The sequence below is a fragment of the Chitiniphilus purpureus genome, assembly GCF_025642115.1.
Taxonomy (GTDB): Bacteria; Pseudomonadota; Gammaproteobacteria; order Burkholderiales; family Chitinibacteraceae; genus Chitiniphilus; species Chitiniphilus purpureus.
In genome coordinates, this window is the sequence record NZ_CP106753.1 from 2968210 (window position 1) to 2994432 (window position 26223).

A 26223-nucleotide genomic window follows, 5' to 3' on the forward strand; every position below is an offset into this window, starting at 1 on the left:
CAGGATTGCGCGTGCCCGGCACCGACCGGCGCATCCCGCGTCTGAATGGCAAGGCGTGCCGGACTGCTACAGTTGCCACGACCCGATGTCGGCGTCAAAACCTTCGCCTCCCTGCTGGCCGTCGGCACCGTAGCTCATCACGTCGATCTCACCCTTGAGACCTGGATTGAGGTAGAGATAGTCACCGCCCCACGGGTCCTTGGGCAGTTTCTCCAGGTAGCCGCCCGTCTTCCAGTTGTTCGGCACCGGGCCGGAGGTGGGCTTTTCGATCAGCGCACGCAGCCCTTGCTCGGTGGTCGGGTAGCGGCCGTTGTCGAGCTTGTACAGCTTGAGGCCCTGGATCACCGTGCGGATGTCCTGCTGTGCGGCCACCACGCGCGCTTCGTTGGGGCGATCCATGATCTTGGGCACCACCAGCGCGCCCAGGATGGCGAGGATGGTGATGACCACCAGGATCTCGATCAGCGTGAAGCCACGTTCGCGTGCGTGAGGACGGTTCGGGTTAGCCATGGTCGGTTTCTATCTCACCAGTTGATTCATCTCGAAAACGGGCAGCAGGATCGCCAGCACGATCAGCAACACCACCACCCCCATCGCCAGCACCATGAACGGGCCCAGCAGCCCGGTGAAGGTGGCCACACGGTTTTCCAGCTCCTGCGCCTGCTGCGCCGCCGCCTTTTCCAGCATGAACTCCAGCCGGCCGGTGGCCTCCCCGCTGGCGATCAGGTGGATCAGCACCGGCGGGAACAGCCTGCTCTGCCCCAGCGCGCGCGACAGCGTCACGCCCTCGCGCACCTGCGCGGCCGCCTGCTCGACGGCATCTCGCAGCGGCAGATTGCCCATCACCCCGCTTGCGGCGCCCAGCGCCTTCAGAAGCGGTACGCCGCTGCCGACCAGGATGGCCAGTGTCGAGGCCAATCGCGCCGTATTGCCGGCCCGCTCGAACCGGCCGAAAAGCGGCATGCGCAGACGCCATGCGTGAAACGCCCGTTTCACCCGCTCCACCTTCAGCGCCCGCCAGGCGCCCAGCGCAGCGATGAGGGCAACGACCAGCAGCGCCAGACCCCATTCGCGTACCACGCTGCTTGCCCATAACAGTGCCTTGGTCAGCAGGGGCAGTTCCTGTTTGGCACTCTGGAACACGGTGACCATCTGCGGCACCACCCAGGTGAGCAGCCCGATCACCACCAGCAGCGACACCACCATCACCACCGCAGGATAGATGAACGCCAGACCGACCTTGGCCGCCAACGCGGCACGTGCCTCAAGGTAGTCCGCCAGCCGCTGCATCACCGCGGCGGCACGGCCGGATTCCTCGCCGGCGGCGACGATGGTGCGATACAGCTCCGGAAACGCGTGCTGCTGGCGTGACAGCGCCTGCGACAGCGACGCGCCTGCCAGGATCTCGCTGCGCAGCGCCGCCACCAATTGCTTCTCGCGCTCGCCGTCGCTTTGCTCGATCAGCACCGACAGCGCCTGCTCCAGCGGCAGCCCGGCGTCGAGCAGGGTGGCCAGCTGGCGGGTCAGCAATGACAGCCGCTGCGTTCCCAGCCGGCGCGCCCGGCCCCCACGGGTACCGGCGCCACCATCGACCACGTCGATCCGGCTGACCCACAACCCCTGATCGCGCAGCTGCAGGCGCGCAGTGCGGAGATTGTCGGCCTCGATCAGGCCGCGCACCTTGCCGCCGTCGTCGCGTACCGCCTGGTAGCGGAATGCGGTCACACCCGTCCCCTGGGATGGGCGGCACAGCGGTCGGGCCGGAGGGCGGGCGTCATGGCGGGCAGGCGTTAGGCAAAGATGACAGTCTTATTGGAGTACACCAGCACCCGATGTTCCAAGTGCCACTTTACCGCACGCGCCAGCACCATCTTCTCCAGGTCGCGCCCTTTGCGGATCAGTGCCTCGACGTCGTCGCGGTGCGAAATACGGATCACGTCCTGCTCGATGATGGGGCCGTCGTCCAGCACCTCGGTCACATAATGGCTGGTCGCACCGATCAGCTTGACGCCGCGGGCGAACGCGCGATGGTAGGGCTTGGCGCCGTCGAAGGCCGGCAGGAAGCTGTGGTGGATATTGATGACGCGCTGCGGGTAAGCACTGGTGAAGTCGTGGCTGAGCACCTGCATGTAGCGCGCCAGCACGATCAGGTCGATCTGTTGTGCCTCCAGCAGCGCACGCTGCGCCGCCTCCGCTTCGGCCTTGCCGTCACGCCCGACCGGGATCACGTGGTAGGGGATGCCATAGAAATCGGCCAGCGCCCGGCAGTCCTCATGGTTGGACACGATCAGCGGGATATCGCAATGCAGCTCGCCGCTCTGGTGCCGATGCAGCAGGTCGACCAGGCAGTGGTCGTACTTGGATACGAAGATCGCCATCCGGGGCCGGCGTGCCGACAGTGCCACCTTCCACTGCATCTGGAAACGGTCGGCGATCGGCTGGAACGCAGCATTGAAAGCCGCCATGTCCAGCGTGAAGTCGGCCAGATCCCATTCCACCCGCATCAGGAAAAGATTCTCGGTATTGTCCTGGTGCTGATCCGAATGGACGATGTTGGCGTTGTAGGTGAACAGGAAATTGGCGATGGCGGCCGAAATCCCCTTGCGATCCGGACAACTGATCAAGAGCGTGGCGGTGTTCATGCTGGATTACCGGTGAGCGTGGCAGCCAGCGATTCTAGCAGCAAGGCCACCGGCGGCGCACCGCGTCCCACCGGGCAAGCAGGTACAATGCCGGCCGTTGCCGCTGCGCGGCCCGCCCATCCTGATCCGCTGCATGTTCCACATTGTCCTGTTCCAACCCGAAATCCCCCCCAACACCGGCAACGTGATCCGGCTGGCTGCCAACACGGGGTGCAGCCTGCATCTGGTCAAGCCGCTGGGCTTCGAGCTGGACGACGCCCGGTTGCGCCGTGCCGGGCTCGATTATCACGAGTATGCCCCGCTGCAGCTGCACGACGATTGGGCGGCACTGCAGGCCGCGTTGCCGGGGCGACGCTATTTCGCGTTGACCACGCGCGCCAGCCGGCGCATCGACAGCGTGGCCTTCACCGCGGGCGACGTGTTCGTGTTCGGGCCGGAGACGCGCGGGCTGCCGCAGGCGCTGCTCGACGGCTTCGATGCCGAAGCACGGCTGCGCCTGCCGATGCGGCCAGGCCAGCGCAGCCTCAATCTTTCCAACGCGGTGGCGGTGACGGTATTCGAAGCCTGGCGCCAACTGGGCTATCCACACAGCACCTGAGCCGGGCATCAAAAAAGGCGGCCATGGGCCGCCTTCCGGTTGCAACAACCTGCCGCAATCACTCCAGCAGACTGCGCAGCATCCAGGCCGTCTTCTCATGCACCTGCAGGCGCTGGGTCAGCAGGTCGGCGGTCGCCTCGTCGTTGACTTCATCGGCGAGGGGGAACAGGCCGCGCGCGGTGCGCACCACTGTTTCCTGGCCAACCACCAGCAGCCTGATCATCTCTTCGGCCTTGGGCGTGCCTTCGACTTCCTTCACGCTGGAAAGCTTGACGAACTGGGCATAGGTGCCCGGCGCCGGAAAGCCCAGCGCCCGGATGCGCTCGGCGATCACATCCACCGCCAGCGCCAGCTCGTTGTACTGCTGCTCGAACATCAGATGCAGCGTATTGAACATCGGCCCGGTCACGTTCCAGTGGAAATTGTGCGTCTGCAGATAGAGCGTATAGGTGTCGGCCAGCAGCCGCGACAGGCCCTGGGCGATCTCGCCGCGCTGGTTTTCGGAAATGCCGGTATGAATATCCATCGGTCGACCTCGCTTGAAGGTGGGAACGAAAACAGTGTGGGCCAGTGTAATGCGCCCGGGAAATAGATTGTTCCAACAATTACGATAGCCACGCCGCGGTCTAGACGTTCCGCATGAAGTCGGCGGTCCGGGCAAACGCCTCCTGCAGATGCGCGCGCAATGCCGGTTCCATCGGTGTCTGCGCCAACGCCTGGTCCATGCAATGCAACCACTGGTCGCGCTCGGCATCGCCTATCCTGAAGGGCAGATGGCGCGCCCGCAGCCGCGGATGGCCGTATTTCTCGATGAACAGCGACGGTCCGCCCAACCAGCCGGACAGAAATTCGAAGAACTTCTGCCTAATCTCAGTGCTGTCGGCTGCATGCATCGCATGGATCGCCGCAGCCTGTGGATCACTGGCCATGATGTCGTAGAAGCGGTCGACCAGCCGGCGCAGCGCCGCTGCGCCGCCAAGCAGGTCATAAGGGGTGATTTCGCCTGGTTGCGCCATATGATGGATGTGATCGTATTAGTGGGCGGTCCGCCCTGGAAGCTGGCGAAGATACTATCACGCAGCGCAACAACTTACGCTACAGTTGTAAGCATCACTCTCGGGAGAGCCGTCCATGCTCAGGAAACTCAACGTCGCGAACCGGATCAGCATCGGCTTTGGCAGCCTGCTGCTGCTGCTGGTGCTTACCGGGTTGGAAGGGCTGTTCGGCCTGCATCAGGTCGAGCGCGAAATCACCCGGCTGCTCCATGGCGATCTGGCGTTCAACACCGCCATCGTGGAGACGCGTCACCATCTAAGCAATTTGCGGCGTTTTGAGAAAGACCTGATGCTCAATTTCGACGCCGCGGACAAGGTGGCCGAATATAAGCAGAAATGGGAGGAATCGCTCGCCGCGGCTGAAAAGAGCTTGGCTGAGGCCAAGCGTATCGCCCCGCCGGAAGGCGATGGCGAACTTGATCGACTGGCCCAGGCCAAGGCTGCCTATGCACAGAACTTCCGTGCGCTGCTGCGTCAGGTCGAGGCCGGGCAGTTCCAAAGCCCGGGGCAGATCAATACCAGCTTTGGCAGCGCCAAGGAACCGATCCGCAATATGCAGGAAGCGCTGGGCACATTGTCCGAACAGGCGTTGGCAAACGTGGCCGCCATCGACGCCAAGGTCGAGAACACCAACCGGAAGGCAACCTACACGGCGATAACACTGACGCTGGTGGCAGCAATCCTTGGCGGCCTGCTGGCGATTGCGATCATCCGCGGTATCCGTCGCCCGCTATACGATCTGCAGAACCACATCAACGAGATCCAGCGCACCGGCAAGCTCAGCATCCAGCTGCCGGTGTATGCCGAAGACGAGATCGGCCAGACCTCACGCACCATGAACCACCTGCTCGAAGGGATGAACCATGTCATCGGCCAGGCCAACACCAACTCCCAGGCCTTGCTGTCCGCCGCGCAATCGCTGACCGACTCATCGCGCCAGGTCACGCTGGCCACCCACCAACAGTCCGAGGCATCGAACGCCACCGCTGCGGCAATCGAAGAGCTGACGGTGAGCGTGAACATGATCTCCGACAACGCACGCACGCTGGCTGAAGCGGCCGAGCATACTGCCGCCACCGCCGGCGAAGGCACGAACCATGCACGCCGTACCGCCGAAGCAATCAACCAGGTGGCGGTCTCGATTGCCAGCTCCACCCAAGTGATCGGCCAATTGAACCAGCGTTCGGACGAGATCGGTGGCATCGCCATGGTCATCAAGGGCATTGCCGACCAGACCAACCTGCTGGCGCTCAATGCCGCCATCGAAGCGGCACGCGCCGGCGAACTGGGACGCGGCTTCGCCGTGGTGGCCGACGAGGTCAGGAAGCTTGCCGAGCGCACCACGCAGGCCACCGTGGAAATCACCGGCAAGATCAACGCGGTGCAGCAGGACACGGCCCGTGCCGCCAGCGGCATGGAGGAAGCCGGCAAGCTGATGGAGCGCGGCGTGAGCCAGACCGAGGAAGTGGCCGGGGCACTGGCAGAGATCGAATCGCGCGCCACCGAGACGGTGGACCGGATCAACCAGATGGCACATGCCATCCGCGAGCAGAGCGTCGCCAGTAACGAAATCGCGCGCAACGTGGAGCGGATCGCCCAGGCCGGTGAGCAGAACCATGCGGCGGCAGCCAACGCCAACGATCTGGCCGACGAGTTGACCCGGCTGGCCTCGCAACTGGATCAGACCATCAGCCGCTACCGCCATTGAACGCACCATCCCCGCAGCCCGCCTGCTGCGGCAATGAAAAAGCCGGGAGACCTTCCCGGCTTTTCTTATCCTGCGGCTGCGCTTGATCGATCATGCAGCCGATGCCCGCGGGCTCAGTCCGCCTGGTAGGGATAGGGCTTTTGCGCGATCCGTGACGCCTGGTTGCGCTGACGCTCCTCCAGATTGATCGGCGCCTTGTCCCACAACAGCGCCCTGCCCTCGACCTGGCCGCGTGCGACATCCGGATGATCGTGCAGATAGCCCTGCATGAACTGGGTGAATTCCGATACGTATTGCGTCTGCTTGAACATGATGGTCAAAAGGCTGATGTGGGGGATGCCGGCATTATAGCGGCAGTGCACGCAGCGCGGGGAGCGCTGCCGCATGCAGCGCGGCATTGGCGGCGGCAAGAACCCGACCCCCGCTGTCGCGCGTCAACGGCCGGCCCTGCCAATCGGTCATCACGCCGCCTGCGGCCTCGATCACGGGCGCCAGCGCGGCAAAGTCGTGCAGCTTCAGCCCTTCCTCGATCACCAGTTCGAGCCAGCCGCTGGCCAGCTGCGCATACAGAAAGCCATCACCGCCATAGATCGGATAGCGGCATTGCCCGGCCAGCGACTCGAACACCGCCCGGCCGACGGCCAGATAGTCCGGCCCTGTCGTGCCCAGCCGGGCCCGCGCCAGCGCTGCGATGGTGCTGGTGGCGCTCGGCGCGCCGTTGTGCGTGGTGGGCACGCCCTTGCCGCCGATCCATAGGTCGCCCGTCACCGGCTGATGGATCGCCCCCAGCACCGGCACGCCGCGATACAGCAGGCCGATCAGCGTGACAAACAGCGGCCGTCCGACCGTGAACGACTTGGTGCCGTCCACCGGATCGAGCACCCATACCCAATCGGCGGCATCGTTCTCATTGCCGAACTCCTCACCGATGATGCCGTCGTGCGGACATGCGTTGCGGATCAGCTCGCGCATCACCAGCTCCGCCTCCCGATCGGCTTGCGTGACCGGGCTGGCGTCGTCCTTGTCATCGATGGCGAGCATGCTGCGGTAGTGGCGGCAGATGCGTTCGCCGCTGGCCTTGGCCAGCAGGCGGATCAGGTCAAGCTGGTCAGGCGAGATGGCAGGATGCATTGCAGTTTTCCAAAGCTTGGGACGGCCGGCAGCGTAGCACGCGGCATCACCGGCCGGAATTGTTGAGGAATGAAAATGGTTATCATAACCAAAAGAAATGATTCAACCTTCAGAAAGAATTAGATGGCATTTGAAAGGAGCGGCGAATACACTGTTGGGGACACGGCATTCTGGAGATCATCATGCAAGGCGATCCTAACGTAGTACAAAGCCTCAACGCCGTGCTGGGCAATGAGCTGACCGCGATCAACCAGCTGTTCCTGCATGCGCGCATCAACAAGAACTGGGGCTACGCCCGGCTCAACGAGCGGATCTATCACGAGTCGATCGACGCGATGAAACGCGCCGACAAGCTGGTCAACCGCATCCTGTTCCTCGAAGGGCTGCCCAACCTGCAATACCTTGGCAAGTTGCTGATCGGCGAGGATGTCCCGGAAATGCTCGATTGCGATCTGAAGCTCACCGAGTCACACCTGGCTGCCCTGCGCAACGCCGTTGTCGCCTGTGAGCAGGCAAGCGACTTCGTCTCACGCGAACTGCTGGCCGCGTTCCTCAAGGACGAGGAGGAATACCTCGACTGGCTGGAAACACAGCGCCAACAGATCGTGGCGCTGGGGCTGGCCAACTATCTGCAATCGCAGATCGACGATTGAGGAGGCGGATATGCAAGGCCACCCGCAGATCATCGCGGCGCTCAATGCGCTGCTCGCCGCCGAGCTGAGCTCGATCGACCAATACTTCGTCCATAGCCAGATGTATCACGACTGGGGTTATGCGCGGCTCTACCAACGGATCGATCACGAGCGGCAGGACGAGATCGGCCACGCCACCCGGTTGATCACCCGCATCCTGTTCCTGGGCGGTACGCCCGATATCGCCAGCCGCAGCGGCTTGCGTGTTGGCGCCGACGTTCCTGCCATGCTGGCCAACGATCTGGCGACCGAATACGAGGTCGCCGCTGCGCTCAAGCGCGCCATCAGCCTTGCCGAAAGCCTGCAGGACTTCGTCACCCGCAACATGCTGCTTGAGCTACTGGACGACACCGAGGAAGACCACGCCCGCTGGCTGGAACAGCAGTTGGGTCTGATCAAGGCGGTCGGGCTGGAAAACTATCTGCAGTCGCAGATCGGCAAGGATTGACTGCCACCGGCCCCAAAGCCGGAAATGCAGCGGGATGCTTGAACACGCAGGCAAACGAAACAGGGCGCAGCTGCGCCCCGTTGTCTTGACCGGCAGGGTGTCGTTCAAGCAGCGGCGAGCATGTCCAGTGCATCCCATTCGCGCCGTGCCTGGGCCTCGATCTCATCGAGCATCACTTCGCGTGCGCAACCGACACACTTGCCGCAGCAGGTGCCCACCCCGGTGAGCTGCTGCAAGGCGATGAAAGTGCGAGCCCCGTCTTCGACGGCACGGCGGATCGCCTTGTCGGAAACCCGGTTGCAGACGCACACGTACATCGATCACCTCGCACTGATAAGCGTTCTCATTATACAAAAAAGCCCTGCCCTGCCTAGCCCCACAGCATGCCGCTTATCGCCAGGCGCAGCGGTGCCTTGACCCTGCCAGTGCTGGACCATCACAATACAGAACATTCGTTCTATATGCATGGGCTAGCCGTGCGGCAGGCCGGGCAATTGTGCGAAGTGTCGGGGGTTCCGCGCAGGGCCATTGCGTTTTGCGGGCACCGATTGGCCGCGCAGGCTACGGGTAATGTGAAGGTGTCCGCGGCCAAAACAGGCATTGCCAAGCTGGCGCGCATGCATGGGTAATGCCCCCGCCGGATTGGTTTCGAGCCGGCAGGGCGCGGCATCGGCATCCAGCGCCGAACACTTGCGGGCAGGGCAGGCAGGCCGTTTCCATCTGACGCAGCCCGGCTACCGGCTGCAGTCCAGCCAGCAGCATCGGTTTGCATCTGCCGCCCCAACCTAAGCAGGTGCCCGTGCGCACGATCACTGGAGCCGAACGGGCAGCAAAGGCACATCAAAGACGGGAGCACCGCATGAATCCACGCGGCCGCGGTACCGGCATGCAGCCGGACAACCGTTTTCTTTCCAGTACCGTCGAGGCGGTAGACGATGGCTGGCCGGCCGAAGCACCGGCCCCGCCCGCCACCCGGGTGCACTGGCTGCCGGCCAAGTCCATCCTGACGCAGAACCGCTCGCCCGACATTCCGTTCGATCGTTCGGTCAATCCCTATCAAGGCTGCGAACACGGCTGCATCTACTGCTACGCGCGTCCCAGCCACAGCTACTGGGGCTATTCGGCCGGCCTGGATTTCGAAACCCAGCTGATCGCCAAGCCGAATGCGGCAACGTTGCTGCGTGCGGCACTGAGCAAACCCGGTTATCAGGCGGCACCGCTGTGCCTGGGTGCCAACACCGATGCGTATCAGCCGCTGGAACGCAAGGCGCGCTTGACCCTCGCCTGCCTGGAGGTACTGCTGCAGGCCCGGCATCCGCTCTACCTCTTGACCAAGAACGCGTTGATCGAACGTGACCTGGACCTGCTGGTCGAGCTTGCGCAGCGCCGCCTCGTGGTGGTCATGATCTCGATCACCACACTGGACCGTGACCTGGCGCGAGCGCTGGAGCCACGCGCCAGCCAGCCACTGCGGCGCCTGCAGACAGTGCAGACCCTGGCAGACGCGGGCGTTCCGGTCGGCGTGTTGGCCGCGCCGATGATTCCCGGGCTGAACGATCACGAGCTCGACCGCATCCTGCTGGCAGCGCAGGATGTCGGCGCGCGACACGCCGGGTACGGACTCCTGCGGTTGCCGCTGGAACTCAAGGCATTGTTCGCAGACTGGCTGCAAAACCACTACCCGGACCGCGCGGCCAAGGTGCTCCATCTGCTGCGCAGCATGCAGGCGGCGAACTGTCGCAATCGGCGTTTGGCGAACGGATGCGGGGTAACGGTGCCTACGCCCAGCTGCTGCAGCAGCGCTTTACCCTGCTCTGCCGCCGGCTTGGTCTGTCGCAAAAGCTCCCGACGCTCGATTGCAGCCAGTTCAGCCCGCCGGGCCGGCAGATGACATTGTTTTGAACGACACGCGATGCAGTATTCCAAGCAGGCATGCTGGGCAAATCCGGAAAAATCAAGCCAAACCGTGAATGCCTCAATTGCCTGGGTCGGGGAGCTGACTTGATGATCCGCGGCGATCGGTTTGCGATGGTCCGGCAACAGCACAATCCGTGCGCAGCAGCCGTGCCGGCTTGCAGGTCTATACTGCGCCGTTGCCGTGCGGGTAGGTACCGCGGATACGGCCACTCGTGAAAGAGGGTTTCATGCAAGAGCAGCACAAGCCGTTCTGGTGCCGGTTTCTGACTGATACCGGGCGCGATCCGGCTACGCCATGCTACGAATCGTTCCATTTCGGCGATAACTGTGAGGACGCCACCGAATTGGCCCGCTTGGCACTCGGCGGCTCAAAGCACGCCACCGCCGGCCTGCTCTGGTTGAATCAGTCGCAAGGGCTGCCGCTGCCCCAGCCCGGCTCGTTGAGTGTGCTGACCTGGTTTGACGGCACGCCGGTGGCGGTGATCGAGACCATCCAGGTTGAGGTCGTGCCATTTGAGGAAGTGAGCGCCGAATTTGCGGCAGCCGAAGGAGAGGGTGATCTGTCGCTGACACAATGGCGCAAGTCACATTGGTCCTTCTTCTCTACCATCTGCAGGCATATCGGTCGGACACCTTCGCTTCGCATGCCGGTGATCTGCGAGTACTTCGCAGTGATCCACCGGTAGCCATGACCATCGTTCAGGCAGCGTGCGATCCGGTAAGGTGCCGCACCGTACAACGGCTTTGGGACTGAGCGCGCGAAGACCGGAGCGGGATCAGGATGGCCATGCCAGGACCCGCCCGCTCCGCTGGCACGCGTACGCCGGCTGTTTTACGGCAGCAATGGAGCACCGGTGAACGGTTCGCTCAATGTTCGTGGCGCCACAACCGGTCGTGCCCGGCAAAACGGCTGTCCAGCTGCCGGCTGCGTACGCGGTCCCACAGTTTTTCATGGAAGAAATAGGCCACCGTGTTGACCATGGGCTCGACCAGGGCCAGCAGGCTCGACACACCGATGCTGCCGGTCAGCAGGTAGGCCACGGTGAATGCCACTACGAAGTGGGTGATGGCGAAGGTAGCGGTCTTGAGCATGATGGACTCCCGTGAAACTTGAGAGAATGATAATGACTCTCAAGATCAAAAAGAAATTGATTGTTACGAGCAACACGATTGTTTTTTACTATTGAAATGCGGCGCCGCTCTGCTGTGTCCACCCATAGCCCATCACGGCATGGCGGCCAGTCGAGTGGTGCACGAATGGCCCCCGGGGCCAAGCCGGCGTGGCATGCGAAGCCGCGCAGGCCCCGCACCGATGCTGCACCCTCCTTGCTTGCTACCCAGCAGCGCAGCCAACGCCTGCCATCGTCCGTTTGACTCGTCGCCTGCGACCTTGCCTATCGTATTGGACGATCGCCCTGCGCTGGCATCCGAGGCCCCGCGCCTGCGCCGGCTTGGCGGCGCCCGCCTCGCGCAAATCGCGCAGCGTGGGCATCCGCTATCATGGCGGCTGTTTCGTCACCGGACCGCCCCCATGACCTTGCGCGCCTTCGCCTTCGATCTTGACGGCACCTTGATCGACTCCATCGCCGACCTCGCCCATGCTGCCAACGCCGCACGCGCCGACCTGGGCCTGCCGCCACTGCCCCAGGCCACAGTGCAGGGCTTCGTCGGCGACGGTGCGGCAAGCCTGGTCGCACGCACACTGGCCGGCGAGCACGCCGCCAATTGGCATGGCACCCCCGAGCAGCAGCAGGCAATGGCACGGTTCGACGCGCACTACAAAGCGGGCCTGACCATTGCCACGCGCTTCTACCCCGAGGTGCAGGAGACGCTGCACACGCTGCACGAGCTGGGCTACCGGCTTGCCATCGTCACCAACAAGCCCGAGCGCTACACGCTGCCGTTGCTGCGTGAACTGGGCGTGTCCGAGCGCTTCGATGTGATCATCGGCGGCGATACGCTGACCGAGAAGAAACCCTCACCGCTGCCGCTGCAGCATGTGCTGGACACGCTGGGCCTGACGCCGGCGCAGCTGTTGATGGTGGGTGACTCCAAGAATGACGTACTCGCGGCCAAGGCGGCCGGTACGCCTTCAGTGCTGGTCAGCTACGGCTATGGCCACGATGTGCATGCACTGGGTGCCGATCACGTGATCCGCTTTTTTTCGGAACTGCTGGAGTTCATCGATCAGTAGGCTGCAAGCGTGGGGTGCCGGCCGCCCGGCACAAACCGGCCGGGCAGTGGCGATACCGGCCTTCGGCGGCCCGCGCAGCCGACAATGCGATCAGGACGCGATTGGGGTGGTGGGCGATGGGCCTGCCAGTGCGGCCCGCGCCTGCGCCGTGATCTCGAACGAGCGCAGCCGCGCCGCGTGGTCATGGATCTGCGCCGTGATCATCAGTTCGTCGGCGCCGGTGTCGGCGATGAACTCAGCCAGACCGCGCTGCACGGTCTGCGGTGCACCGACCACCGAGCAGGCGAGCGCGCGTGCGATCCCGGCCTGTTCGGCTTCACTCCACCCATCCGGATCACAGTCGGCCGGGGCGCGCAGCGGACCGGGGTACCCGCGGCGCAGGCTGACGAACTGCTGCTTGAGCGACAGGAACAACCGCTGCGCCGCCGCGTCGCTTTCGGCGGCAAACACATTCAGACCCAGCATCACGTAGGGCTCGGGCTGCACGGCACTGGGGCGGAACTGCCGGCGATACAACGCCAGCGCCGACTCCAGATAATCAGGCGCGAAGTGCGATGCAAACGCGAACGGCAGCCCCAACGTCGCCGCCAACTGTGCGCTGAAAAGGCTGGAGCCCAGCAGCCAGACCGGTACGCCCATCCCCTCCCCGGGCACCGCACGCACGGCCTGACCTGACTGGGTCGGGGCGAAATACCCCAGCAGTTCCTCGACATCCTGCGGGAAGGTTTCGGCGCTCATCGCCAGTTCGCGCCGCAGTGCGCGGGCAGTGCGCTGGTCGGTTCCCGGCGCCCGGCCAAGCCCCAGGTCGATCCGACCGGGGTACAGCGAAGCCAGCGTCCCGAACTGCTCGGCGATCACCAGCGGCGCATGGTTGGGCAGCATGACCCCGCCCGAACCGACGCGGATGCGGCTGGTGCCACCTGCCACGTGGCCGATCAGCACCGCAGTCGCCGAACTGCCGACGCCGGGCATGTTGTGATGCTCGGCCAACCAGAAGCGGCGGTAGTCAAGACGCTCGGCATGACGCGCCAGCTCAAGCGTATTGCGGAACGCCTGCGCGGCGTCGCCCCCGGCAACAATGGGGGCAAGGTCCAGTACGGAAAACGGAATCATCGGCGGGGCTCCTGCGGGGCCGGCGCCGTATGCCAGGGCGCTCAGCGGCGGCGGTAGGTGACGAAGGCGTAGCGGATGCCGTCGGCCTGCTGGTGCGCCTCGCGGCTCACCTCCTGCCACTCGTCCGGCGCGAACTCGGGAAACCAGGCGTCGCCTGCAGGAGCGAGGTCAACCTCGGTCAGATGCAAGGTATCGGCCAACGGCAGGGTCTGGCGGTAGATCTCACCGCCGCCCACCACGTAGATGGTAGCGTCGGCCGCGGCTTCAACCGCGTCGGCAATGCGGGTATACACCTCGGCGCCTTCGGCCTGCCACGCCGGATTACGCGTCACCACCAGATGCCGGCGCCCCGGCAGTGGCGCCGGAAACGATTCGAAGGTCTTGCGCCCCATGATCATCGGATGCCCCATGGTCATGGCCTTGAACCGCTTCAAGTCATCGGGGATGCGCCAGGGCAGGCGGTTGTCCACGCCGATCACCCGATTGCGGGCAACGGCGGCGATCAGGGCCAGGGCCATCGGGATGTCTCCACATGAAAAATGCCGCCAAAACCACGGCGGACAAGCAGCGTCACGCCATCAGCCCTGCGCGGCGACGAATGCCGCCACCGCACGTTCCAGCCGGGCGAGGCCCTCGTCGATGTCGGCATCCGGGATCACCAGCGAAGGCGCCAGCCGGATCACATTCGGCCCGGCCATCAGCACCATCAGTCCCTGCTGCGCCGCCTGCGCCAGGATTTCGCGCGCCTGACCGGCATAGGCCGGCGTCAGCTCGGCACCGATCAACAGCCCCCGACCGCGCAACTGCGCAAACACCGGATGACGCGCATTAATCGCCGCCAGCCCTGCCACGAAGCGCTGGTGCTTCTGCCGTACCCCTTCGAGCACTTCCGGCGTATTGATGGTCACCAGCGCAGCACCCGCGACCGCGCAGGCCAGCGGATTGCCGCCGTAGGTGGTGCCGTGCGTGCCGACCACCAGATGCTTGGCAAGCGCGCTGCTGGTCAGCATGGCGCCGATCGGAAAGCCGCCACCCAGGCTCTTGGCACTGGTCAGGATGTCGGGCACCACGCCGTAATCCATATAGGCGTAGAGACTGCCGGTGCGGCCCATGCCGCTTTGCACCTCGTCGAAGATCAGGTAGGCGCCGTGCTTGTCGCACAAGTGACGCGCGCCCTGCAGGAATTCGCGCGTCGCCGGCACCACCCCGCTTTCGCCAAGGATCGGCTCGATGATCACCGCGGCGGTGTCGTCATCGATCAACGCCGCCAGGCTGTCCAGATCATTGAAGTCAAAGTGGGCGATACCAGCCGGACGCGGACCAAAACCGTCGGAATACTTGGCCTGCCCGCCCACGGATACGGTGAAGAAGGTACGGCCATGAAAGCTGTTGTAGGCCGAAAGCACCTTGTGCTTGCGCTCGCCATGCAATTCGATCGCCGCGCGGCGCGCGAGCTTGAGCGCTGCCTCATTGGCCTCGGCCCCCGAATTGCAGAAGAACACCCGCTCGGCGAAGGTGGCCGCCACCAGCTGCTCGGCCAGGGCCAATGCCGGTTCATTGGTGAACACATTCGAGACATGCCAGAGCTTGCCACCCTGCTCCACCAGCGCCCGCACCAGCTCGGGGTGGCAGTGGCCCAGCGCATTGACGGCAATGCCGCCGGCCAGGTCCACGTATTCACGCCCTTCCTGATCCCACACCCGGCTGCCCAGGCCACGCACCGGCACAAACGCTGCGGGCGCGTAGTTGGGCACCATGTATTGATCGAAATCGGAGCGGGAGAGCGACATCGTGGTTCCTCGGGCAGTCAGTTCCAAAACCCGAATCTTAAAGCACCGCAGCCGCCGAGAACATGCATGCGGCCGCGGTCATGCCGCGTTGCCAAGCGGATGGCCCGGGTATCAATCCTCGACCTTTTCCTGCGCATCACGCGGCTTTCCGCGCTCGTCGGTCGCCGGCGGCTTGGATTGCCCGGGCCCGCCGGTGTCGGCAGCGGGGCCGGTCGCGCTGTTCTTGGGTTCATTGCTGACACGATGCTCATTGCTTTTCATGGTGATTTCTCCTTGCTAGCGGAAAGAATGGGGCCTGGTGGCGAAGACCGCGGCCACACGACTGTCGTGTGTCGCGGCCTTCACTGCGTTACGGCAGGTTCCGTGTTTTGAGCTTGGTCAGCGCGACCACGATCCAGTACACGGCAGACACGCCGACCAGTACATAGACCGCGCGCGACACCGGTGACAGCGCGCCGAACAGGGCGGCCACCAGATCGAACTCGAAGGCGCCCACCAGCCCCCAGTTCAAACCGCCGATGATCAGCAGGATGAGTGTGATCCAATCAAATAGCGTCAAGTTGCTTGTCGTTGCCATGGTGTACTCCTGTTTGGATGGCTGGGCGCGACCATGCCGGCAATGGGACCGGCCGCGGTTGCGGACGATGTCGCATCTGAAGGAGCACCTTCCATGCCATCAGGCCTGAAACCCGGCTCCCAGCGGCAACGCCAGCCATCGCCCCGGTACCGCCATGCCGGAGCGATGACGCCGGTGCGCGCATTTACATGGCAGCCGCGTAAAGTTTGCGTGCCGGCGCCTCATCCAGGCAGCTGCCGCACTGGCGCGTATAATGCGCAACTCCATCGATCCACCTGCACTGCCATGAATACGCCCCTGTCCGATGAAGAGCTCGAACGGCTCGACGCCTTCCTGATGTCGCCGCGCACGCCGGATGAAACCATGGACGTGGAAACACTCGACGGTTTCCTGGTTGCCCTGCAGATCGGTCCGGAACCACTGCCTGAGGCGGAGTGGCTGCCGCAGGTGTTCGCCGGCACGCCACCCGAATTCGCCGATGCCGTGGAAGCGGACGAAGTGCTGGGCCTGCTGCGGCGCCACGCAGCGTCCCTGGCCGAGGCGTTCGGCCCCAAGCAGCGACAGCGCGTCGGCGAGGAGCCGCTCTATGTTCCCATCGTGTTGTCGGACGAGGGCGCGGACGAGCACTGGCAGGATTCCCTGGGCGCCTACTGGGCCGGCGGCTTCCGGCTCGGCATGCTGGCCCATGAGTCGCAGTGGCAGGCCGCGCTGGACGAGGGCGAGACACTGTACGAGCCGGTGGCAGCCATCCTGGCGCTGGAACATGGTCAGGAGCCGGAGGACGATGTGCCGGCGCTTGGACGTGCGCAGCGCGAGGAACGCATCAGCGAGCTGCCGTGGCTGATCGAAGACGTGATGTTCTATTGGCTGGAACGCAAGTACGGCCGTGTGGACACCGTCCGGCATGCGCAGCCCAAGGTGGGCCGCAACGATCCCTGCCCGTGCGGCTCGGGCCAGAAGTACAAGAAGTGCCACGGCGCGTGAGCACGCGCTTTGCCAAGGGCGGTGCGCCGGCAGCCAGGACAGGCAGGGCATGGGCTGGTATCTGTATGTGATCGAATGCCGCGGCGGCAGCCTCTATACCGGCATCGCCACCGATGTGGCACGCCGTTGGCAGGAACACGCCGGCGGCCGCGGTGCGCGCTACACCCGTGCGCACCCGCCGGTGCGGCTGCTGGCAATCGCCCCCCACCCCGACCGCGCCAGCGCACTGAGGGCCGAAGCCGCCCTCAAGCGGCTCAAGCCTTTGGCCAAGCGCGCCTTCTGCGCCGCCCATCCCGCTCCGGCCACGTTGCTGGCGGTGCTGGCGGCCCAGCCCTCGACCGATCCGGCGCCGGGCACCTGATCTGTCTCCGCCCTGCCCGCTACAGCGCGCCATGCCTGGAAAGACTGGTATGGATGGCCTGCGCAAGCTCGCGGTAGCCCGCGGCATTCGGATGCACCGGATCGCTCTTGAGCGCATTGCGCGCAAGGATCCGTGCCAGCGCCTCGTGCTCCAGCGGCACCTCGAACGCATCCGCCAGCTCGGCGTACAGCGGCGCGGCCTCAAGCAGCAGCCCGGGCTGTGGTACGCCCACCAGCAGCACCGGCACGTTGCGTCGGCGCAGCTCGGCAAGCATCGCGCCCAGATTGGCGCGGGTTTCGGCAAGCGGCAGCCGCTGCAGGAAATCGTTGCCGCCCAGACATAGCACCACCAGGGCCGGACGGTACTCATCCAGCGAGGCCGCCAGGCGCGCCCGGCCCTGCGCGCTGGTTTCGCCCGGTGCGCCATCGTTGACCACGCGTCGTCCCGCCAGTCCGGCCAACACCATGGGATACGATTCCTCGCGCGTGGCGCCGGTACCGTAGGTCAGGCTGTCGCCAAAGGCCAGCACCACGGCGTCAGGCGGCAACCGTGGCAGTTCGGGCCGCGAACACGCGGCGCAAAGCGCAAGCAGGCACAGCAACAGCCAGCGGCGAATCTGGTGCATCGGGCCATCCCCCTCGAATCCGACAGCTTTGGCAGGCCGTCATGGCTGTTGTGGTCATCCCTTCCGGGCGGTAGTTCAACCGGCAGCCGGTAGCGTACGCGGCCAGGCCGCCGCGGCATCGGTAGCACACCGCAGACCTGGTCCAGCCATTGCAGCACACTGATACTGACCAACCCGATGCAGACCCGGGCCGCCGCAGCGCTGCTAGAATCGGCCCGTTCCATTCTTGCACGGATTCCCATGCCGGCCTGGCTTCCCGACTTCATCGACAAGATGTTCCTGCGCGACCTGGCAGCGTCGCTGATCTTTCTCGTGGCACTGCTGGTGCTGCGCTCGCTGACACGGCACGCCATCCTCAAGCGCGATGACTTCGGGCCGGAGGTGAAGCTGCGCTGGCTGGTCAACCTGCGCAACGGCACCCTGGTGGTGGCGATGATCGGCATGGTGCTGATCTGGGCCAAGGAGATCGAGACGCTGGCCGTATCGCTGGTCGCCATCGCTGCCGCCATCGTGCTGGCCACCAGGGAAATCATCCTGTGCATGATCGGCGCCATCTATCGCACCAGCACGCATGCCTATGCGGTTGGCGATCGCATCGAGATCAATGGGCTGCGTGGGCAGGTGATCGACATCAATCTGCTGTCGACTACGCTGATCGAATCGAGCCAGGTCGTGGCGCGCAAAGGCACAGTGGGACGCGGCATCACCTTCCCCAACAGCCTCGTGTTGTCACATCCGGTGTTCAACGAGACCATGCTGGGCAGCTATGTGATGCACACCGTGCACGTCAATCTCAACCGCGGCGAGGACTGGGCGGCAGCGGAACACGCGATGCTCGAAGCCGCGCACGCGGTGGTGGCCGAATACGCGGACGACCTGGACAAGCATGCGCGCGAGCTGCAGCGTGGCCAGGCGCTGGAGAGCGCGGCGCTGGAGCCGCGCCTGCTGCTGTCGCTGGACGATCGCGAAGCGGTCAGCCTGCATTTGCAGCTGCCGGTGCCGCTCGGCCAGCGGGCCCGGATCGAGCAGCGCATCCTGCGCGCGGTGCTGGCCGCCGCGCACGGCGCGGCGGCCGAGGCCGACCCTGCAGCACCGGCGTGAGGATCTATCGCACTGACCAGTTCGCGCTGCCACTGCCGGCCGGGCACCGCTTTCCGGTCGAGAAGTACGCGCTGCTGCACACGGCGGTGGCAACATTTGCCGGCCATCTGATCGATACCGCCCCGGCCGCCAGCGACGCGATGTTGCAATGCGCGCATGGCATGGCCTACCTGCAGAAGCTGGAGCATGGCAACCTGACCGCGGCCGAAGAGCGCATGCTCGGGTTGCCCTGGTCGCCACAGCTGGTGATCCGTTCGCGCCGCTCGGTGGGCGCCACGATCGCCGCCTGCCGCAGCGCACTGGACGGCGGTTGCGGCATCAGCCTTGCCGGTGGCACGCACCATGCCTATGCCGATCATGGCAGCGGCTTTTGCGTGTTCAACGACACCGCGGTGGCGCTCAAGCTCCTGCAGGCCGAAGGGGCGCTCGCCACCGCACTGGTCATCGACCTGGATGTGCATCAGGGCAACGGCACTGCGGCCATGCTGGCGGACGAGGCCCGGCTGTTCACCTTCTCGATGCATGGCCGCCACAATTTTCCATTCCAGAAGGAATCCAGCGACTGGGACATCGAACTGCCGGACGGCACCGGTGACGCCGACTACCTGGCGCAGCTGGCCGGCGCGCTGCCGCAGCTTTTTGCCTTGGCCAGGCCGGATCTGGTGCTGTACCTCGCGGGTGCCGACAGCTATGCCGGCGACCGGCTCGGGCGACTGGCATTGACCCGGGCGGGGCTCGCCGAGCGCGATACGCTGGTGATCGAATCATGCCGCCGCTTCGGTGTGCCGCTTGCCATCACCATGGGCGGCGGCTACGCCACGCCGATCAGCGACACCGTGGCGATCCAGGCCGGCACCGTGCGCGCGGCAGTGGGACGCTTCGCACCGGCATGACAACGCCCCTGTGCTCGCCCCACACCTGGCACGCTGGCTACAATGCGCGCACCGACGTAGCAGGAAATCCGCAATGACCGCCCCACCCGACCTGACTGCCCTCGCCCCCCAGCCCTGCGCCAAATGCGGCGCACCGGCCGAGGTGATCAAATCCGGCTCCAACCGCTACTGGGTGCAGTGCGCCAAGTTCGGCCGCAATGGCAATTGCAGCGCCATCGGCCTGCAGGCCAACAGCCGTAAGGAAGCGATCCGTAACTGGAACAGCCGGCACTAGGCCACCGCCGGATGCAGGAAAGCCGCCCGCAGGCGGCTTGCCGATCCAAAGCGGCGGGGTTCAGGCGATGGTGACCCGGGCGAACTTGCGCTTGCCCACCTGCAGCACCACCGTTTCGCCCCGGGCCAGCAACAGCCCCTTGTCGGCGACCTTCTCGCCGTTGAGCTTGACCGCGCCGGCCTGGATGTCGCGCATTGCCTGGCTCGTCGACGGGCACAACTGCGTTTCCTTGAGCACCGCAGTCACCATCAGGCCGCCACCATCGGCTGGCAGCGTGAACTCGGGCATCTCGTCCGGGATCGCGCCCTTCTGGAAACGCGCCTCGAAATCGGCCAGCGCCGCTTCGGCGGCCGGCTGGCCGTGAAAGCGCGCCACCAGCTCCTGCGCCAGCAACACCTTGATATCCCGCGGATTGCGCCCCACGTCGATCTCGCGCTTGAAACCGTCGATCTGGTCCATCGGCCGGAACGACAGCAACTCGTAGTAGCGCCACATCAGTGTGTCGGATACGCTCATCACCTTGCCGAAGATCTCGCCGGGCGGCTCGTCGATGCCAATGTAGTTGCCCAGTGACTTGGACATCTTGTTCACGCCGTCCAGCCCTTCAAGCAGCGGCATCATCAGCACCACCTGCGGCGCCTGCCCATGCTGCTGCTGCAGCATGCGGCCCATCAGCAGGTTGAATTTCTGGTCGGTGCCACCCAGCTCCATGTCGCACCCCATCGCCACCGAGTCGTAACCCTGCAGCAACGGATACATGAATTCATGGACCGCGATCGGCTGGTTGGCGGAGAAGCGCTTTGAGAAATCGTCACGCTCCAGCATGCGCGCCACGGTGATGCTGGAGGCCAGCTTGAGCATGCCGGCAGCGCCAAGCCCGGTCAGCCATGTGCTGTTGAACAGCACTTCGGTGCGTGCGCGGTCCAGGATCTTGAACACTTGGCGCTCATAGGTCTCGGCATTACGCTTGACATCCGCTTCGGTCAGCGGCGGGCGGGTCGCATTCTTGCCGGTCGGATCGCCGATTCGACCGGTGAAATCACCGATGAGGAACTGTGCGGTATGTCCGAGGTCTTGCAGCTGCCGCAGCTTGTTGATCAGCACGGTATGGCCAAGGTGCAGATCCGGCGCCGTCGGATCGAACCCGGCCTTGATCTTGAGCGGCACGCCGCTGCTACGGCTTTTTTCGAGCTTGCGGATCAGGTCTTCTTCCGGGATCAATTCTTCGACGCCGCGCTTGATGATGGCGAGCGCAGCCTGGATTTCCGGATGCAACGGGGTCTGTTCTTGTTCGGCCATGGGAGATCAGCGGCAGGTAAGCCTATGGAAATAAAAGGATTTATTCAAAAACCGATTTGGCACGCGACGCAAGTTTTGTTACGCTAGCCGCGCACTTGGAAGCCTGCATAACACGATGTACCAACAGCAAATTCTATCCGAAAAGCCCGCCAGCTCCCATCGCGGCGCGCGCAAGGGCTGGCTGGCGGCTGCGGTCGCGTTGCCCATGATGATCACGTTCGGCGCCTACGGCGTGGCGGAATTCGGCCCGCAGCAGGCGGTCGCCGTCGTTCCGGTCACCGAATCGCTGCCCTCGCCCGATCTTGCCGCCCGTATCACCGACACGCCGTTCTGGCGCGAGGAGACGATACGCTCCGGCGATACGCTGGGCGCGCTGATCGCCAAACTCGGCGTGGATGACGATGCGGCCAAGCAGTTCATCCGCACCGATCCGGCAGCCAAGCCCCTTTATGAATTGCACAGCGGCCGGGTGATCCGGGCACAGACCACGCCGGATGGGCGGCTGCTGCAGCTGCGCTATGTGACCGGCGCCGGCAGCGAGATCACGGTGCGTCCCAGCGGCACCGGCTTCAGCGTCAACGAAGCGCCGGCCGAGCTGTTGCGGGAAAGCGAATTCAGATCCGGTACCATCACGAGCTCGCTGTTCGCCGCCACCGACCGGGTCGGGCTGCCCGACGAGGTCACCCGTCAGTTGGTCGAGATCTTTGAAGGCGAGATCGACTTTCACCGCCGCCTGCAGAAGGGCGACCGCTTCGGCGTGGTGTACGAGACCTTTTCGCTCGACGGGCAGACCGTCAGGACCGGCCGTATCCTTGCCGCCGAGTTCGTCAATGCCGGGCGCAAACTCTCGGCGGTCTGGCACGAAACGCGCCCGGGCGAAGGCGCCTACTACTCGCTCAAGGGCGAGAGCCTCAAGAAAAGCTTCTTGCAGACCCCGGTCGAGTTCTCGCGGATCTCGTCGGGCTTCTCGATGCGCTTTCATCCCATCCTCAAGGAATGGCGGGCGCACAAGGGGATCGACTATGCGGCACCCACCGGCACGCGGATCCGGGCCGCCGCCGACGGGGTGATCACCTTCGCCGGGCGCAAGGGCGCCTACGGCAATGCCGTGGAGATCAAACACCATGGTGCATACAGCACGCTCTACGGTCATCTAAACGGCTTCGCGGCCGGGATCAGGAATGGACAACACGTCAGGCAGGGCGACATCATCGGTTTCGTCGGCAGCACCGGGCGCGCCACCGGTCCGCACCTGCACTACGAGTTCAAGATCGCCGGCAATCAGGTGGACCCCTCCAAACTCAACCTGCCCAAGTCCCACACGCTCGATGCCCGCCAATTCGCGCGCTTCCGCGATCAGATGCAGCCGCTGCAAGGCCGGCTTGAGCTGATGGCACGCATCGATCTGGCCCGCGCACGCTGAGCGCACCCCGACCGGGTGCCGCCGTGCCGTGCCGGACGGCGGCGCGGCACCCGCCGGCGCCCCTTACACTGCATCCTTTCACCCCCTCCTCACCCGCGCCATGTCCCAGCAGTCCTACTACATCGGTCTGATGACCGGCACCAGCCTGGATGGCATCGACGCCGCGCTGATCGATTTCAGCGGCCCAGCGCCAACGCTGCTTGCGGCGCAAGGCCAGGCGCTGCCCGCCGAGCTGCGCCGGCTGCTGCTGGCATTGCAGACCCCAGGCCCGGATGAGATCGATCTGGCCGCGCATGCGGGCAATCTGCTGGCCGACTGTTATGCCGAGGCGGTGCTTGCCCTGTTGCTGCGCGCCGGTTTGGACCCGCATCAGGTGGCGGCGATCGGCAATCACGGTCAGACGGTGCGTCATCGCCCCGAACGGGGCTACACGGTACAGCTGGGCAACAATGCGCGCCTTGCCGAGCTGACCGGCATCAGCGTGGTCGGCGACTTCCGCTCGCGTGACGTGGCCGCAGGCGGGCAAGGGGCACCGCTGGTGCCGGCCTGCCACCAGGCGCTGTTTGCCGACCCGCTGCGGCATCGCGTGATCGTCAACATCGGCGGCATCGCCAACCTGACCGATCTGCCCCCGGGTGGCGAAGCCACCGGATTCGACACCGGCCCGGGCAACGTATTGCTCGATCTATGGGTGGAACAGCACCGCGGCCAGCGTTTTGACAGCGGCGGCGCATGGGCCGCCGGCGGTCAGGTCCTGCCCGATCTGCTGGCACTGCTGCTGGCCGAGCCCTATTTCGCCCTGCCCGCCCCCAAAAGCACCGGGCGCGATCTGTTCCACGCACAATGGCTCACACGGCGCCTGCTGGGCCGCAACGACGCACCGCAGGACGTGCAGGCCACCTTGGTGGCACTGACCGCACACAGCGTGGCCGAAGCCATCCTGCTGCAGGCACCCCAGGTCGACGAGGTCTATGTCTGCGGCGGTGGGGTGCACAATGCGCAGCTCCTGCAGCAGCTTGCCCAGGCGCTGCCCGGCATCCCGCTTGCCAGCACCGCCGCACTGGGCATGGACCCGGACTGGGTCGAAGCCTATGCGTTCGCCTGGCTGGCCTGGCGCTGCCTTGCCGGCCGCCCCGGCAACCTGCCGCAGGCAACCGGCGCCAAGGGCCCGCGCCTGCTTGGCGCAATCTGGCAGGCCTGACTCTTCCACCGCCGGCCCGGCCCCGACCGGACCTGTCGGATGCGTGACCCTGGCTGCGCCGATGTGATCTGTGGCTTATAACGAGCACAGTCCTTGTGCATTCTGGAGTCATGTCATGGCCGGCTTTCGACAGCGCCCGATCGTCGAGCGCATCCTTGCGCTCGGCTTTGTCGTCTGTTTCGCGATCTTCGGTGTGCTGATCATGTTCACCAGCTTCAGCGTGCGCCATACCGCGCTGGACGTGGTGGACAAGGAGCTGAACGATCAGCTCAAGCTGGTCAAGGGTACGCTGGACGTCGCCTATCGCGGCGCGGTGCTGCGCTCGCGCGGCAGTCTTGAGCTCTTCGCCCGACAGCTGCCCGGCCCGATCGAAGTAGGCACCGAACCGGTGCAGACGGGCGAGACGATGGCGCCGCTGGTCACTGCAGGTGGCGAGACCCTGAACGGCCGCATCGATCTGCTCGAGCGCTACAAGGCGCAAACGGGTGGCGAGGCCGCCATTGTCGTCAAGGATGCCCAGGGGCACTGGCGCCGGATCGCCACCTTGCTGAAAAAGGACGGCAAATCCCAGGTGGGCAGCGAGGTGAAGCCGGATGACCCGGTGCCCCAGACCATTGCCCAGGGCCGGGACTATACCGGCCTGGTGCTGCGCAACGGCGAATACTTCATGACCCAGGCCACGCCGTTGCGCGATGCCGCCGGCAACGTCACCGGTTGGTACCAGGTGCGCACCGCGCTGAACGAAGAGATCGCGGTACTGCGCCAGATGCTCAAGGAAGTGGTGGTGGGCAAGACCGGGTATGTCTTTGTGCTCGCCCCCAGCAATGACGAGGGCGTGGCCCAGTTCATCAGCCACCCCACCCTGCAAGGCAAGATGGCCGGCGAGGTGCTGCAAGGCGAAGAGCTGGCCACGATCAAGCAGCTGGTGCAGACCCGCTCGGGCCGGCACACCTACAACTGGCCCAATGCGCAGGGTGAGGCGGCGACCAAGATGATCGCCTATGCCGAACTGCCCGATTGGGGCTGGATCGTCGGCACCGGCAGCTTCGTCGACGAATTCATCGAGGACAGCATCGCACTGCGCAACCGCCTGCTGTGGCTGAGCGTGTTGCTGGGCCTTGTCACCCTGGCGCTGCTCTACCTGGGGCTGCGGCAACAATTGGCCCCGCTCGCCAGCATGGCCACGGTGGTCGACCGGTTCGGCAGCGGCGATCTGAAGGCCCGGATTCCGGGCCATCCGGACCCCGCCAGTCGCAATGAGATCGAGCGCCTGACGCTGGGCTTCAATGGTGCCGCGGAAAGGCTGGAGCACCTGGTGGCGCAGATCCGCACCACGGCCGAACAGGTGGAGCATACCGCGGCCTCGCTCGAAGACTCCGGCACGCGGATGAGCGAGGCAAGCCGGCACCAGAGCCAGTCGGCGACCAGCATGGCCAGCACAGTGGAGCAGATCTCCGTCAGCATCACCCATATCGCCGACAACGCCGCCAGTGCCGCACAGGCCGGCCAGGCGGCGCTGACGACAGTGAACGATGGCCAGCAGAAGGTGGCGCAGATGCTCGGGCAGATGCGCGACATCGCCGAAGCGACACAGGGCGCGGCCGAGCGGGTCTCGCATCTGGGAGAGCGCTCCGGTGAAATCAGGCAGATCGTCGGCGTCATCAAGGAGATCGCCGATCAGACCAACCTGCTGGCACTCAACGCCGCGATCGAGGCGGCGCGGGCCGGCGAGCAGGGGCGTGGCTTTGCGGTGGTGGCCGACGAGGTACGCAAACTGGCCGAACGCACCGGGCAATCCACACAGCAGATCGGCAAGCTGATCGGCGATATCGTCAGCGAGACGCAGCAGATGTCCGACGAGATCATCGGCGTGGCCAAGCTGATGGACCAGGGTGTGCTTACCGCCACCGATACCGACGACGTGCTCAAGACCGTGCAGCACCACACCAATGCCGTGAGCCGGGTGGTGACCGATATCGCCGGGGCCACGCGTGAGCAATCGTCGGCCACCGCGCAGCTGGCGCAGGGAGTGGATGAGGTGGCGCAACTGGCCGAGAAGAACAACGGCACGGCCGCCGCCAACCGCGATGCGACCACCGAACTGCGCTCGCAGGCCCAGACCTTGCGTGGCAGGATGGCGGTGTTCAAGCTCTAGCCTGACTGCCACACGCCGTGGCAGGCGCCACCCGACAGCAGG

The 26223-nt window shown here is 65.0% G+C and carries 31 protein-coding genes; 15 read left to right on the forward strand and 16 right to left on the reverse strand.

The genetic code is table 11. From position 1 onward, the window contains the following. Nucleotides 1–66 precede the first annotated feature (66 nt). From gspG to purU, 3 genes are all read right to left on the reverse strand, one after another. Nucleotides 67–510: a type II secretion system major pseudopilin GspG gene (gene gspG / locus N8I74_RS13685; RefSeq protein ID WP_263123662.1), complete on the reverse strand. Its 444-nt coding sequence runs from the start codon at nt 508–510 to the stop codon at nt 67–69. Nucleotides 511–519: 9 nt separating this feature from the next. Beyond that, nucleotides 520–1725 carry a type II secretion system inner membrane protein GspF gene (gene gspF, locus N8I74_RS13690; RefSeq protein ID WP_263123663.1) on the reverse strand — a complete coding sequence of 402 codons (1206 nt, stop codon included), beginning with the start codon at nt 1723–1725 and terminating at the stop codon, nt 520–522. 65 nt (nt 1726–1790) lie between these two features. Next, complete coding sequence (gene purU, locus N8I74_RS13695) at nt 1791–2642, reverse strand: formyltetrahydrofolate deformylase (protein ID WP_263123664.1); 852 nt, start codon at nt 2640–2642, stop codon at nt 1791–1793. 133 nt (nt 2643–2775) lie between these two features. On the opposite strand from purU, the gene N8I74_RS13700 reads away from it, so the two are divergent. After that, a complete protein-coding gene (locus N8I74_RS13700) occupies nt 2776–3240 on the forward strand; it encodes a tRNA (cytidine(34)-2'-O)-methyltransferase (protein WP_263123665.1) in 465 nt (154 codons plus the stop codon). A gap of 58 nt (nt 3241–3298) precedes the next feature. Here N8I74_RS13700 and N8I74_RS13705 read toward each other — a convergent pair whose 3' ends face one another. Both N8I74_RS13705 and N8I74_RS13710 read right to left on the reverse strand, forming a co-directional pair. Continuing rightward, nucleotides 3299–3766, reverse strand: coding sequence for a Dps family protein (locus N8I74_RS13705; RefSeq protein WP_263123666.1), 468 nt, complete (start codon nt 3764–3766; stop codon nt 3299–3301). Between the two features lie 100 nt (nt 3767–3866). Then, the gene (locus tag N8I74_RS13710) at nt 3867–4256 is read right to left on the reverse strand and encodes a group II truncated hemoglobin (protein WP_263123667.1); all 390 of its coding nucleotides are present in this window, start codon (nt 4254–4256) and stop codon (nt 3867–3869) included. A 115-nt stretch (nt 4257–4371) separates the two neighbouring features. Between N8I74_RS13710 and N8I74_RS13715 the strand changes: the two genes are divergently transcribed. Further along, complete coding sequence (locus tag N8I74_RS13715) at nt 4372–6003, forward strand: methyl-accepting chemotaxis protein (RefSeq protein WP_263123668.1); 1632 nt, start codon at nt 4372–4374, stop codon at nt 6001–6003. A 113-nt stretch (nt 6004–6116) separates the two neighbouring features. Here N8I74_RS13715 and N8I74_RS13720 read toward each other — a convergent pair whose 3' ends face one another. Beyond that, the gene (locus N8I74_RS13720; protein ID WP_263123669.1) at nt 6117–6314 is read right to left on the reverse strand and encodes a DUF3460 family protein; all 198 of its coding nucleotides are present in this window, start codon (nt 6312–6314) and stop codon (nt 6117–6119) included. Nucleotides 6315–6348: 34 nt separating this feature from the next. Next, the gene (locus tag N8I74_RS13725; RefSeq protein WP_263123670.1) at nt 6349–7134 is read right to left on the reverse strand and encodes an inositol monophosphatase family protein; all 786 of its coding nucleotides are present in this window, start codon (nt 7132–7134) and stop codon (nt 6349–6351) included. A 182-nt stretch (nt 7135–7316) separates the two neighbouring features. Between N8I74_RS13725 and bfr (N8I74_RS13730) the strand changes: the two genes are divergently transcribed. Continuing rightward, nucleotides 7317–7787, forward strand: a complete 471-nt coding sequence (gene bfr / locus N8I74_RS13730; protein ID WP_263123671.1) for a bacterioferritin — start codon at nt 7317–7319, stop codon at nt 7785–7787. Between the two features lie 10 nt (nt 7788–7797). Next, on the forward strand, nt 7798–8274 hold the full coding sequence (bfr, locus tag N8I74_RS13735; RefSeq protein ID WP_263123672.1) for a bacterioferritin: 477 nt from the start codon (nt 7798–7800) through the stop codon (nt 8272–8274). 104 nt (nt 8275–8378) lie between these two features. Here bfr (N8I74_RS13735) and N8I74_RS13740 read toward each other — a convergent pair whose 3' ends face one another. Then, nucleotides 8379–8591, reverse strand: a complete 213-nt coding sequence (locus tag N8I74_RS13740) for a (2Fe-2S)-binding protein (RefSeq protein WP_263123673.1) — start codon at nt 8589–8591, stop codon at nt 8379–8381. 542 nt (nt 8592–9133) lie between these two features. Between N8I74_RS13740 and N8I74_RS13745 the strand changes: the two genes are divergently transcribed. Together N8I74_RS13745 and N8I74_RS13750 are read left to right on the forward strand one after the other, a co-directional pair. Further along, the gene (locus N8I74_RS13745) at nt 9134–10165 is read left to right on the forward strand and encodes a PA0069 family radical SAM protein (RefSeq protein WP_263123674.1); all 1032 of its coding nucleotides are present in this window, start codon (nt 9134–9136) and stop codon (nt 10163–10165) included. Between the two features lie 253 nt (nt 10166–10418). Beyond that, nucleotides 10419–10877 (forward strand): ASCH domain-containing protein, encoded by a 459-nt coding sequence (locus tag N8I74_RS13750; protein ID WP_263123675.1) that lies wholly within the window; start codon nt 10419–10421, stop codon nt 10875–10877. A gap of 181 nt (nt 10878–11058) precedes the next feature. Here the strand turns inward: N8I74_RS13750 and N8I74_RS13755 are convergent, their stop codons facing one another. Then, on the reverse strand, nt 11059–11283 hold the full coding sequence (locus tag N8I74_RS13755; protein ID WP_263123676.1) for a DUF2061 domain-containing protein: 225 nt from the start codon (nt 11281–11283) through the stop codon (nt 11059–11061). Nucleotides 11284–11722: 439 nt separating this feature from the next. Between N8I74_RS13755 and N8I74_RS13760 the strand changes: the two genes are divergently transcribed. Further along, nucleotides 11723–12385, forward strand: coding sequence for a phosphoglycolate phosphatase (locus tag N8I74_RS13760; RefSeq protein ID WP_263123677.1), 663 nt, complete (start codon nt 11723–11725; stop codon nt 12383–12385). Nucleotides 12386–12475: 90 nt separating this feature from the next. Here the strand turns inward: N8I74_RS13760 and N8I74_RS13765 are convergent, their stop codons facing one another. The 5 genes from N8I74_RS13765 to N8I74_RS13785 form a co-directional block, all read right to left on the reverse strand. After that, nucleotides 12476–13498, reverse strand: coding sequence for an LLM class flavin-dependent oxidoreductase (locus N8I74_RS13765; protein WP_263123678.1), 1023 nt, complete (start codon nt 13496–13498; stop codon nt 12476–12478). A 41-nt stretch (nt 13499–13539) separates the two neighbouring features. Next, entirely contained in the window at nt 13540–14016 is a 477-nt protein-coding gene (locus N8I74_RS13770; protein WP_263123679.1) for a dihydrofolate reductase, read from the reverse strand. Between the two features lie 60 nt (nt 14017–14076). Beyond that, nucleotides 14077–15288 carry an aspartate aminotransferase family protein gene (locus N8I74_RS13775; RefSeq protein WP_263123680.1) on the reverse strand — a complete coding sequence of 404 codons (1212 nt, stop codon included), beginning with the start codon at nt 15286–15288 and terminating at the stop codon, nt 14077–14079. A 111-nt stretch (nt 15289–15399) separates the two neighbouring features. Continuing rightward, nucleotides 15400–15549 (reverse strand): hypothetical protein, encoded by a 150-nt coding sequence (locus N8I74_RS13780; protein ID WP_263123681.1) that lies wholly within the window; start codon nt 15547–15549, stop codon nt 15400–15402. Nucleotides 15550–15637: 88 nt separating this feature from the next. Continuing rightward, on the reverse strand, nt 15638–15865 hold the full coding sequence (locus N8I74_RS13785; protein ID WP_263123682.1) for a DUF378 domain-containing protein: 228 nt from the start codon (nt 15863–15865) through the stop codon (nt 15638–15640). Nucleotides 15866–16150: 285 nt separating this feature from the next. Between N8I74_RS13785 and N8I74_RS13790 the strand changes: the two genes are divergently transcribed. Both N8I74_RS13790 and N8I74_RS13795 read left to right on the forward strand, forming a co-directional pair. Then, complete coding sequence (locus N8I74_RS13790; RefSeq protein ID WP_263123683.1) at nt 16151–16849, forward strand: UPF0149 family protein; 699 nt, start codon at nt 16151–16153, stop codon at nt 16847–16849. Between the two features lie 49 nt (nt 16850–16898). Next, complete coding sequence (locus N8I74_RS13795) at nt 16899–17210, forward strand: GIY-YIG nuclease family protein (protein WP_263123684.1); 312 nt, start codon at nt 16899–16901, stop codon at nt 17208–17210. A 19-nt stretch (nt 17211–17229) separates the two neighbouring features. On the opposite strand, the gene N8I74_RS13800 is transcribed toward N8I74_RS13795, so the two are convergent. Next, a complete protein-coding gene (locus tag N8I74_RS13800; RefSeq protein WP_263123685.1) occupies nt 17230–17835 on the reverse strand; it encodes an arylesterase in 606 nt (201 codons plus the stop codon). A 240-nt stretch (nt 17836–18075) separates the two neighbouring features. Here N8I74_RS13800 and N8I74_RS13805 point away from each other — a divergent pair, with 240 nt between their 5' ends. From N8I74_RS13805 to N8I74_RS13815, 3 genes are all read left to right on the forward strand, one after another. Further along, complete coding sequence (locus N8I74_RS13805) at nt 18076–18936, forward strand: mechanosensitive ion channel family protein (protein WP_263123686.1); 861 nt, start codon at nt 18076–18078, stop codon at nt 18934–18936. Then, complete coding sequence (locus N8I74_RS13810; RefSeq protein WP_263123687.1) at nt 18933–19829, forward strand: histone deacetylase family protein; 897 nt, start codon at nt 18933–18935, stop codon at nt 19827–19829. Before N8I74_RS13805 ends, N8I74_RS13810 begins: the two co-directional genes overlap by 4 nt. Before the next feature lie 73 nt (nt 19830–19902). Beyond that, entirely contained in the window at nt 19903–20103 is a 201-nt protein-coding gene (locus tag N8I74_RS13815) for a Lar family restriction alleviation protein (RefSeq protein WP_263123688.1), read from the forward strand. Between the two features lie 60 nt (nt 20104–20163). Here the strand turns inward: N8I74_RS13815 and tyrS are convergent, their stop codons facing one another. Next, nucleotides 20164–21402, reverse strand: coding sequence for a tyrosine--tRNA ligase (gene tyrS / locus N8I74_RS13820; protein WP_263123689.1), 1239 nt, complete (start codon nt 21400–21402; stop codon nt 20164–20166). Nucleotides 21403–21517: 115 nt separating this feature from the next. Here tyrS and N8I74_RS13825 point away from each other — a divergent pair, with 115 nt between their 5' ends. The 3 genes from N8I74_RS13825 to N8I74_RS13835 all read left to right on the forward strand — a co-directional run bounded on the left by N8I74_RS13825 (nt 21518) and on the right by N8I74_RS13835 (nt 26181). Next, entirely contained in the window at nt 21518–22825 is a 1308-nt protein-coding gene (locus tag N8I74_RS13825; protein ID WP_263123690.1) for a peptidoglycan DD-metalloendopeptidase family protein, read from the forward strand. Nucleotides 22826–22925: 100 nt separating this feature from the next. Then, the gene (locus tag N8I74_RS13830; RefSeq protein WP_263123691.1) at nt 22926–24026 is read left to right on the forward strand and encodes an anhydro-N-acetylmuramic acid kinase; all 1101 of its coding nucleotides are present in this window, start codon (nt 22926–22928) and stop codon (nt 24024–24026) included. A 115-nt stretch (nt 24027–24141) separates the two neighbouring features. Then, nucleotides 24142–26181, forward strand: a complete 2040-nt coding sequence (locus N8I74_RS13835; RefSeq protein WP_263123692.1) for a methyl-accepting chemotaxis protein — start codon at nt 24142–24144, stop codon at nt 26179–26181. Nucleotides 26182–26223: the final 42 nt, after the last annotated feature.

What these genes read in the sequence shown, in the direction of transcription:
- gspG (WP_263123662.1), bottom strand. Translation starts at nt 510, where the DNA reads ATGGCTAACCCGAACCGTCCTCACGCACGCGAACGTGGCTTCACGCTG.
- purU (WP_263123664.1), bottom strand. Translation starts at nt 2,642, where the DNA reads ATGAACACCGCCACGCTCTTGATCAGTTGTCCGGATCGCAAGGGGATT.
- N8I74_RS13700 (WP_263123665.1), top strand. Translation starts at nt 2,776, where the DNA reads ATGTTCCACATTGTCCTGTTCCAACCCGAAATCCCCCCCAACACCGGC.
- N8I74_RS13705 (WP_263123666.1), bottom strand. Translation starts at nt 3,766, where the DNA reads ATGGATATTCATACCGGCATTTCCGAAAACCAGCGCGGCGAGATCGCC.
- N8I74_RS13710 (WP_263123667.1), bottom strand. Translation starts at nt 4,256, where the DNA reads ATGGCGCAACCAGGCGAAATCACCCCTTATGACCTGCTTGGCGGCGCA.
- N8I74_RS13715 (WP_263123668.1), top strand. Translation starts at nt 4,372, where the DNA reads ATGCTCAGGAAACTCAACGTCGCGAACCGGATCAGCATCGGCTTTGGC.
- N8I74_RS13720 (WP_263123669.1), bottom strand. Translation starts at nt 6,314, where the DNA reads ATGTTCAAGCAGACGCAATACGTATCGGAATTCACCCAGTTCATGCAG.
- N8I74_RS13725 (WP_263123670.1), bottom strand. Translation starts at nt 7,134, where the DNA reads ATGCATCCTGCCATCTCGCCTGACCAGCTTGACCTGATCCGCCTGCTG.
- bfr (WP_263123671.1), top strand. Translation starts at nt 7,317, where the DNA reads ATGCAAGGCGATCCTAACGTAGTACAAAGCCTCAACGCCGTGCTGGGC.
- bfr (WP_263123672.1), top strand. Translation starts at nt 7,798, where the DNA reads ATGCAAGGCCACCCGCAGATCATCGCGGCGCTCAATGCGCTGCTCGCC.
- N8I74_RS13740 (WP_263123673.1), bottom strand. Translation starts at nt 8,591, where the DNA reads ATGTACGTGTGCGTCTGCAACCGGGTTTCCGACAAGGCGATCCGCCGT.
- N8I74_RS13745 (WP_263123674.1), top strand. Translation starts at nt 9,134, where the DNA reads ATGAATCCACGCGGCCGCGGTACCGGCATGCAGCCGGACAACCGTTTT.
- N8I74_RS13750 (WP_263123675.1), top strand. Translation starts at nt 10,419, where the DNA reads ATGCAAGAGCAGCACAAGCCGTTCTGGTGCCGGTTTCTGACTGATACC.
- N8I74_RS13755 (WP_263123676.1), bottom strand. Translation starts at nt 11,283, where the DNA reads ATGCTCAAGACCGCTACCTTCGCCATCACCCACTTCGTAGTGGCATTC.
- N8I74_RS13760 (WP_263123677.1), top strand. Translation starts at nt 11,723, where the DNA reads ATGACCTTGCGCGCCTTCGCCTTCGATCTTGACGGCACCTTGATCGAC.
- N8I74_RS13765 (WP_263123678.1), bottom strand. Translation starts at nt 13,498, where the DNA reads ATGATTCCGTTTTCCGTACTGGACCTTGCCCCCATTGTTGCCGGGGGC.
- N8I74_RS13770 (WP_263123679.1), bottom strand. Translation starts at nt 14,016, where the DNA reads ATGGCCCTGGCCCTGATCGCCGCCGTTGCCCGCAATCGGGTGATCGGC.
- N8I74_RS13775 (WP_263123680.1), bottom strand. Translation starts at nt 15,288, where the DNA reads ATGTCGCTCTCCCGCTCCGATTTCGATCAATACATGGTGCCCAACTAC.
- N8I74_RS13780 (WP_263123681.1), bottom strand. Translation starts at nt 15,549, where the DNA reads ATGAAAAGCAATGAGCATCGTGTCAGCAATGAACCCAAGAACAGCGCG.
- N8I74_RS13785 (WP_263123682.1), bottom strand. Translation starts at nt 15,865, where the DNA reads ATGGCAACGACAAGCAACTTGACGCTATTTGATTGGATCACACTCATC.
- N8I74_RS13790 (WP_263123683.1), top strand. Translation starts at nt 16,151, where the DNA reads ATGAATACGCCCCTGTCCGATGAAGAGCTCGAACGGCTCGACGCCTTC.
- N8I74_RS13795 (WP_263123684.1), top strand. Translation starts at nt 16,899, where the DNA reads ATGGGCTGGTATCTGTATGTGATCGAATGCCGCGGCGGCAGCCTCTAT.
- N8I74_RS13800 (WP_263123685.1), bottom strand. Translation starts at nt 17,835, where the DNA reads ATGCACCAGATTCGCCGCTGGCTGTTGCTGTGCCTGCTTGCGCTTTGC.
- N8I74_RS13805 (WP_263123686.1), top strand. Translation starts at nt 18,076, where the DNA reads ATGCCGGCCTGGCTTCCCGACTTCATCGACAAGATGTTCCTGCGCGAC.
- N8I74_RS13815 (WP_263123688.1), top strand. Translation starts at nt 19,903, where the DNA reads ATGACCGCCCCACCCGACCTGACTGCCCTCGCCCCCCAGCCCTGCGCC.
- tyrS (WP_263123689.1), bottom strand. Translation starts at nt 21,402, where the DNA reads ATGGCCGAACAAGAACAGACCCCGTTGCATCCGGAAATCCAGGCTGCG.
- N8I74_RS13825 (WP_263123690.1), top strand. Translation starts at nt 21,518, where the DNA reads ATGTACCAACAGCAAATTCTATCCGAAAAGCCCGCCAGCTCCCATCGC.
- N8I74_RS13830 (WP_263123691.1), top strand. Translation starts at nt 22,926, where the DNA reads ATGTCCCAGCAGTCCTACTACATCGGTCTGATGACCGGCACCAGCCTG.
- N8I74_RS13835 (WP_263123692.1), top strand. Translation starts at nt 24,142, where the DNA reads ATGGCCGGCTTTCGACAGCGCCCGATCGTCGAGCGCATCCTTGCGCTC.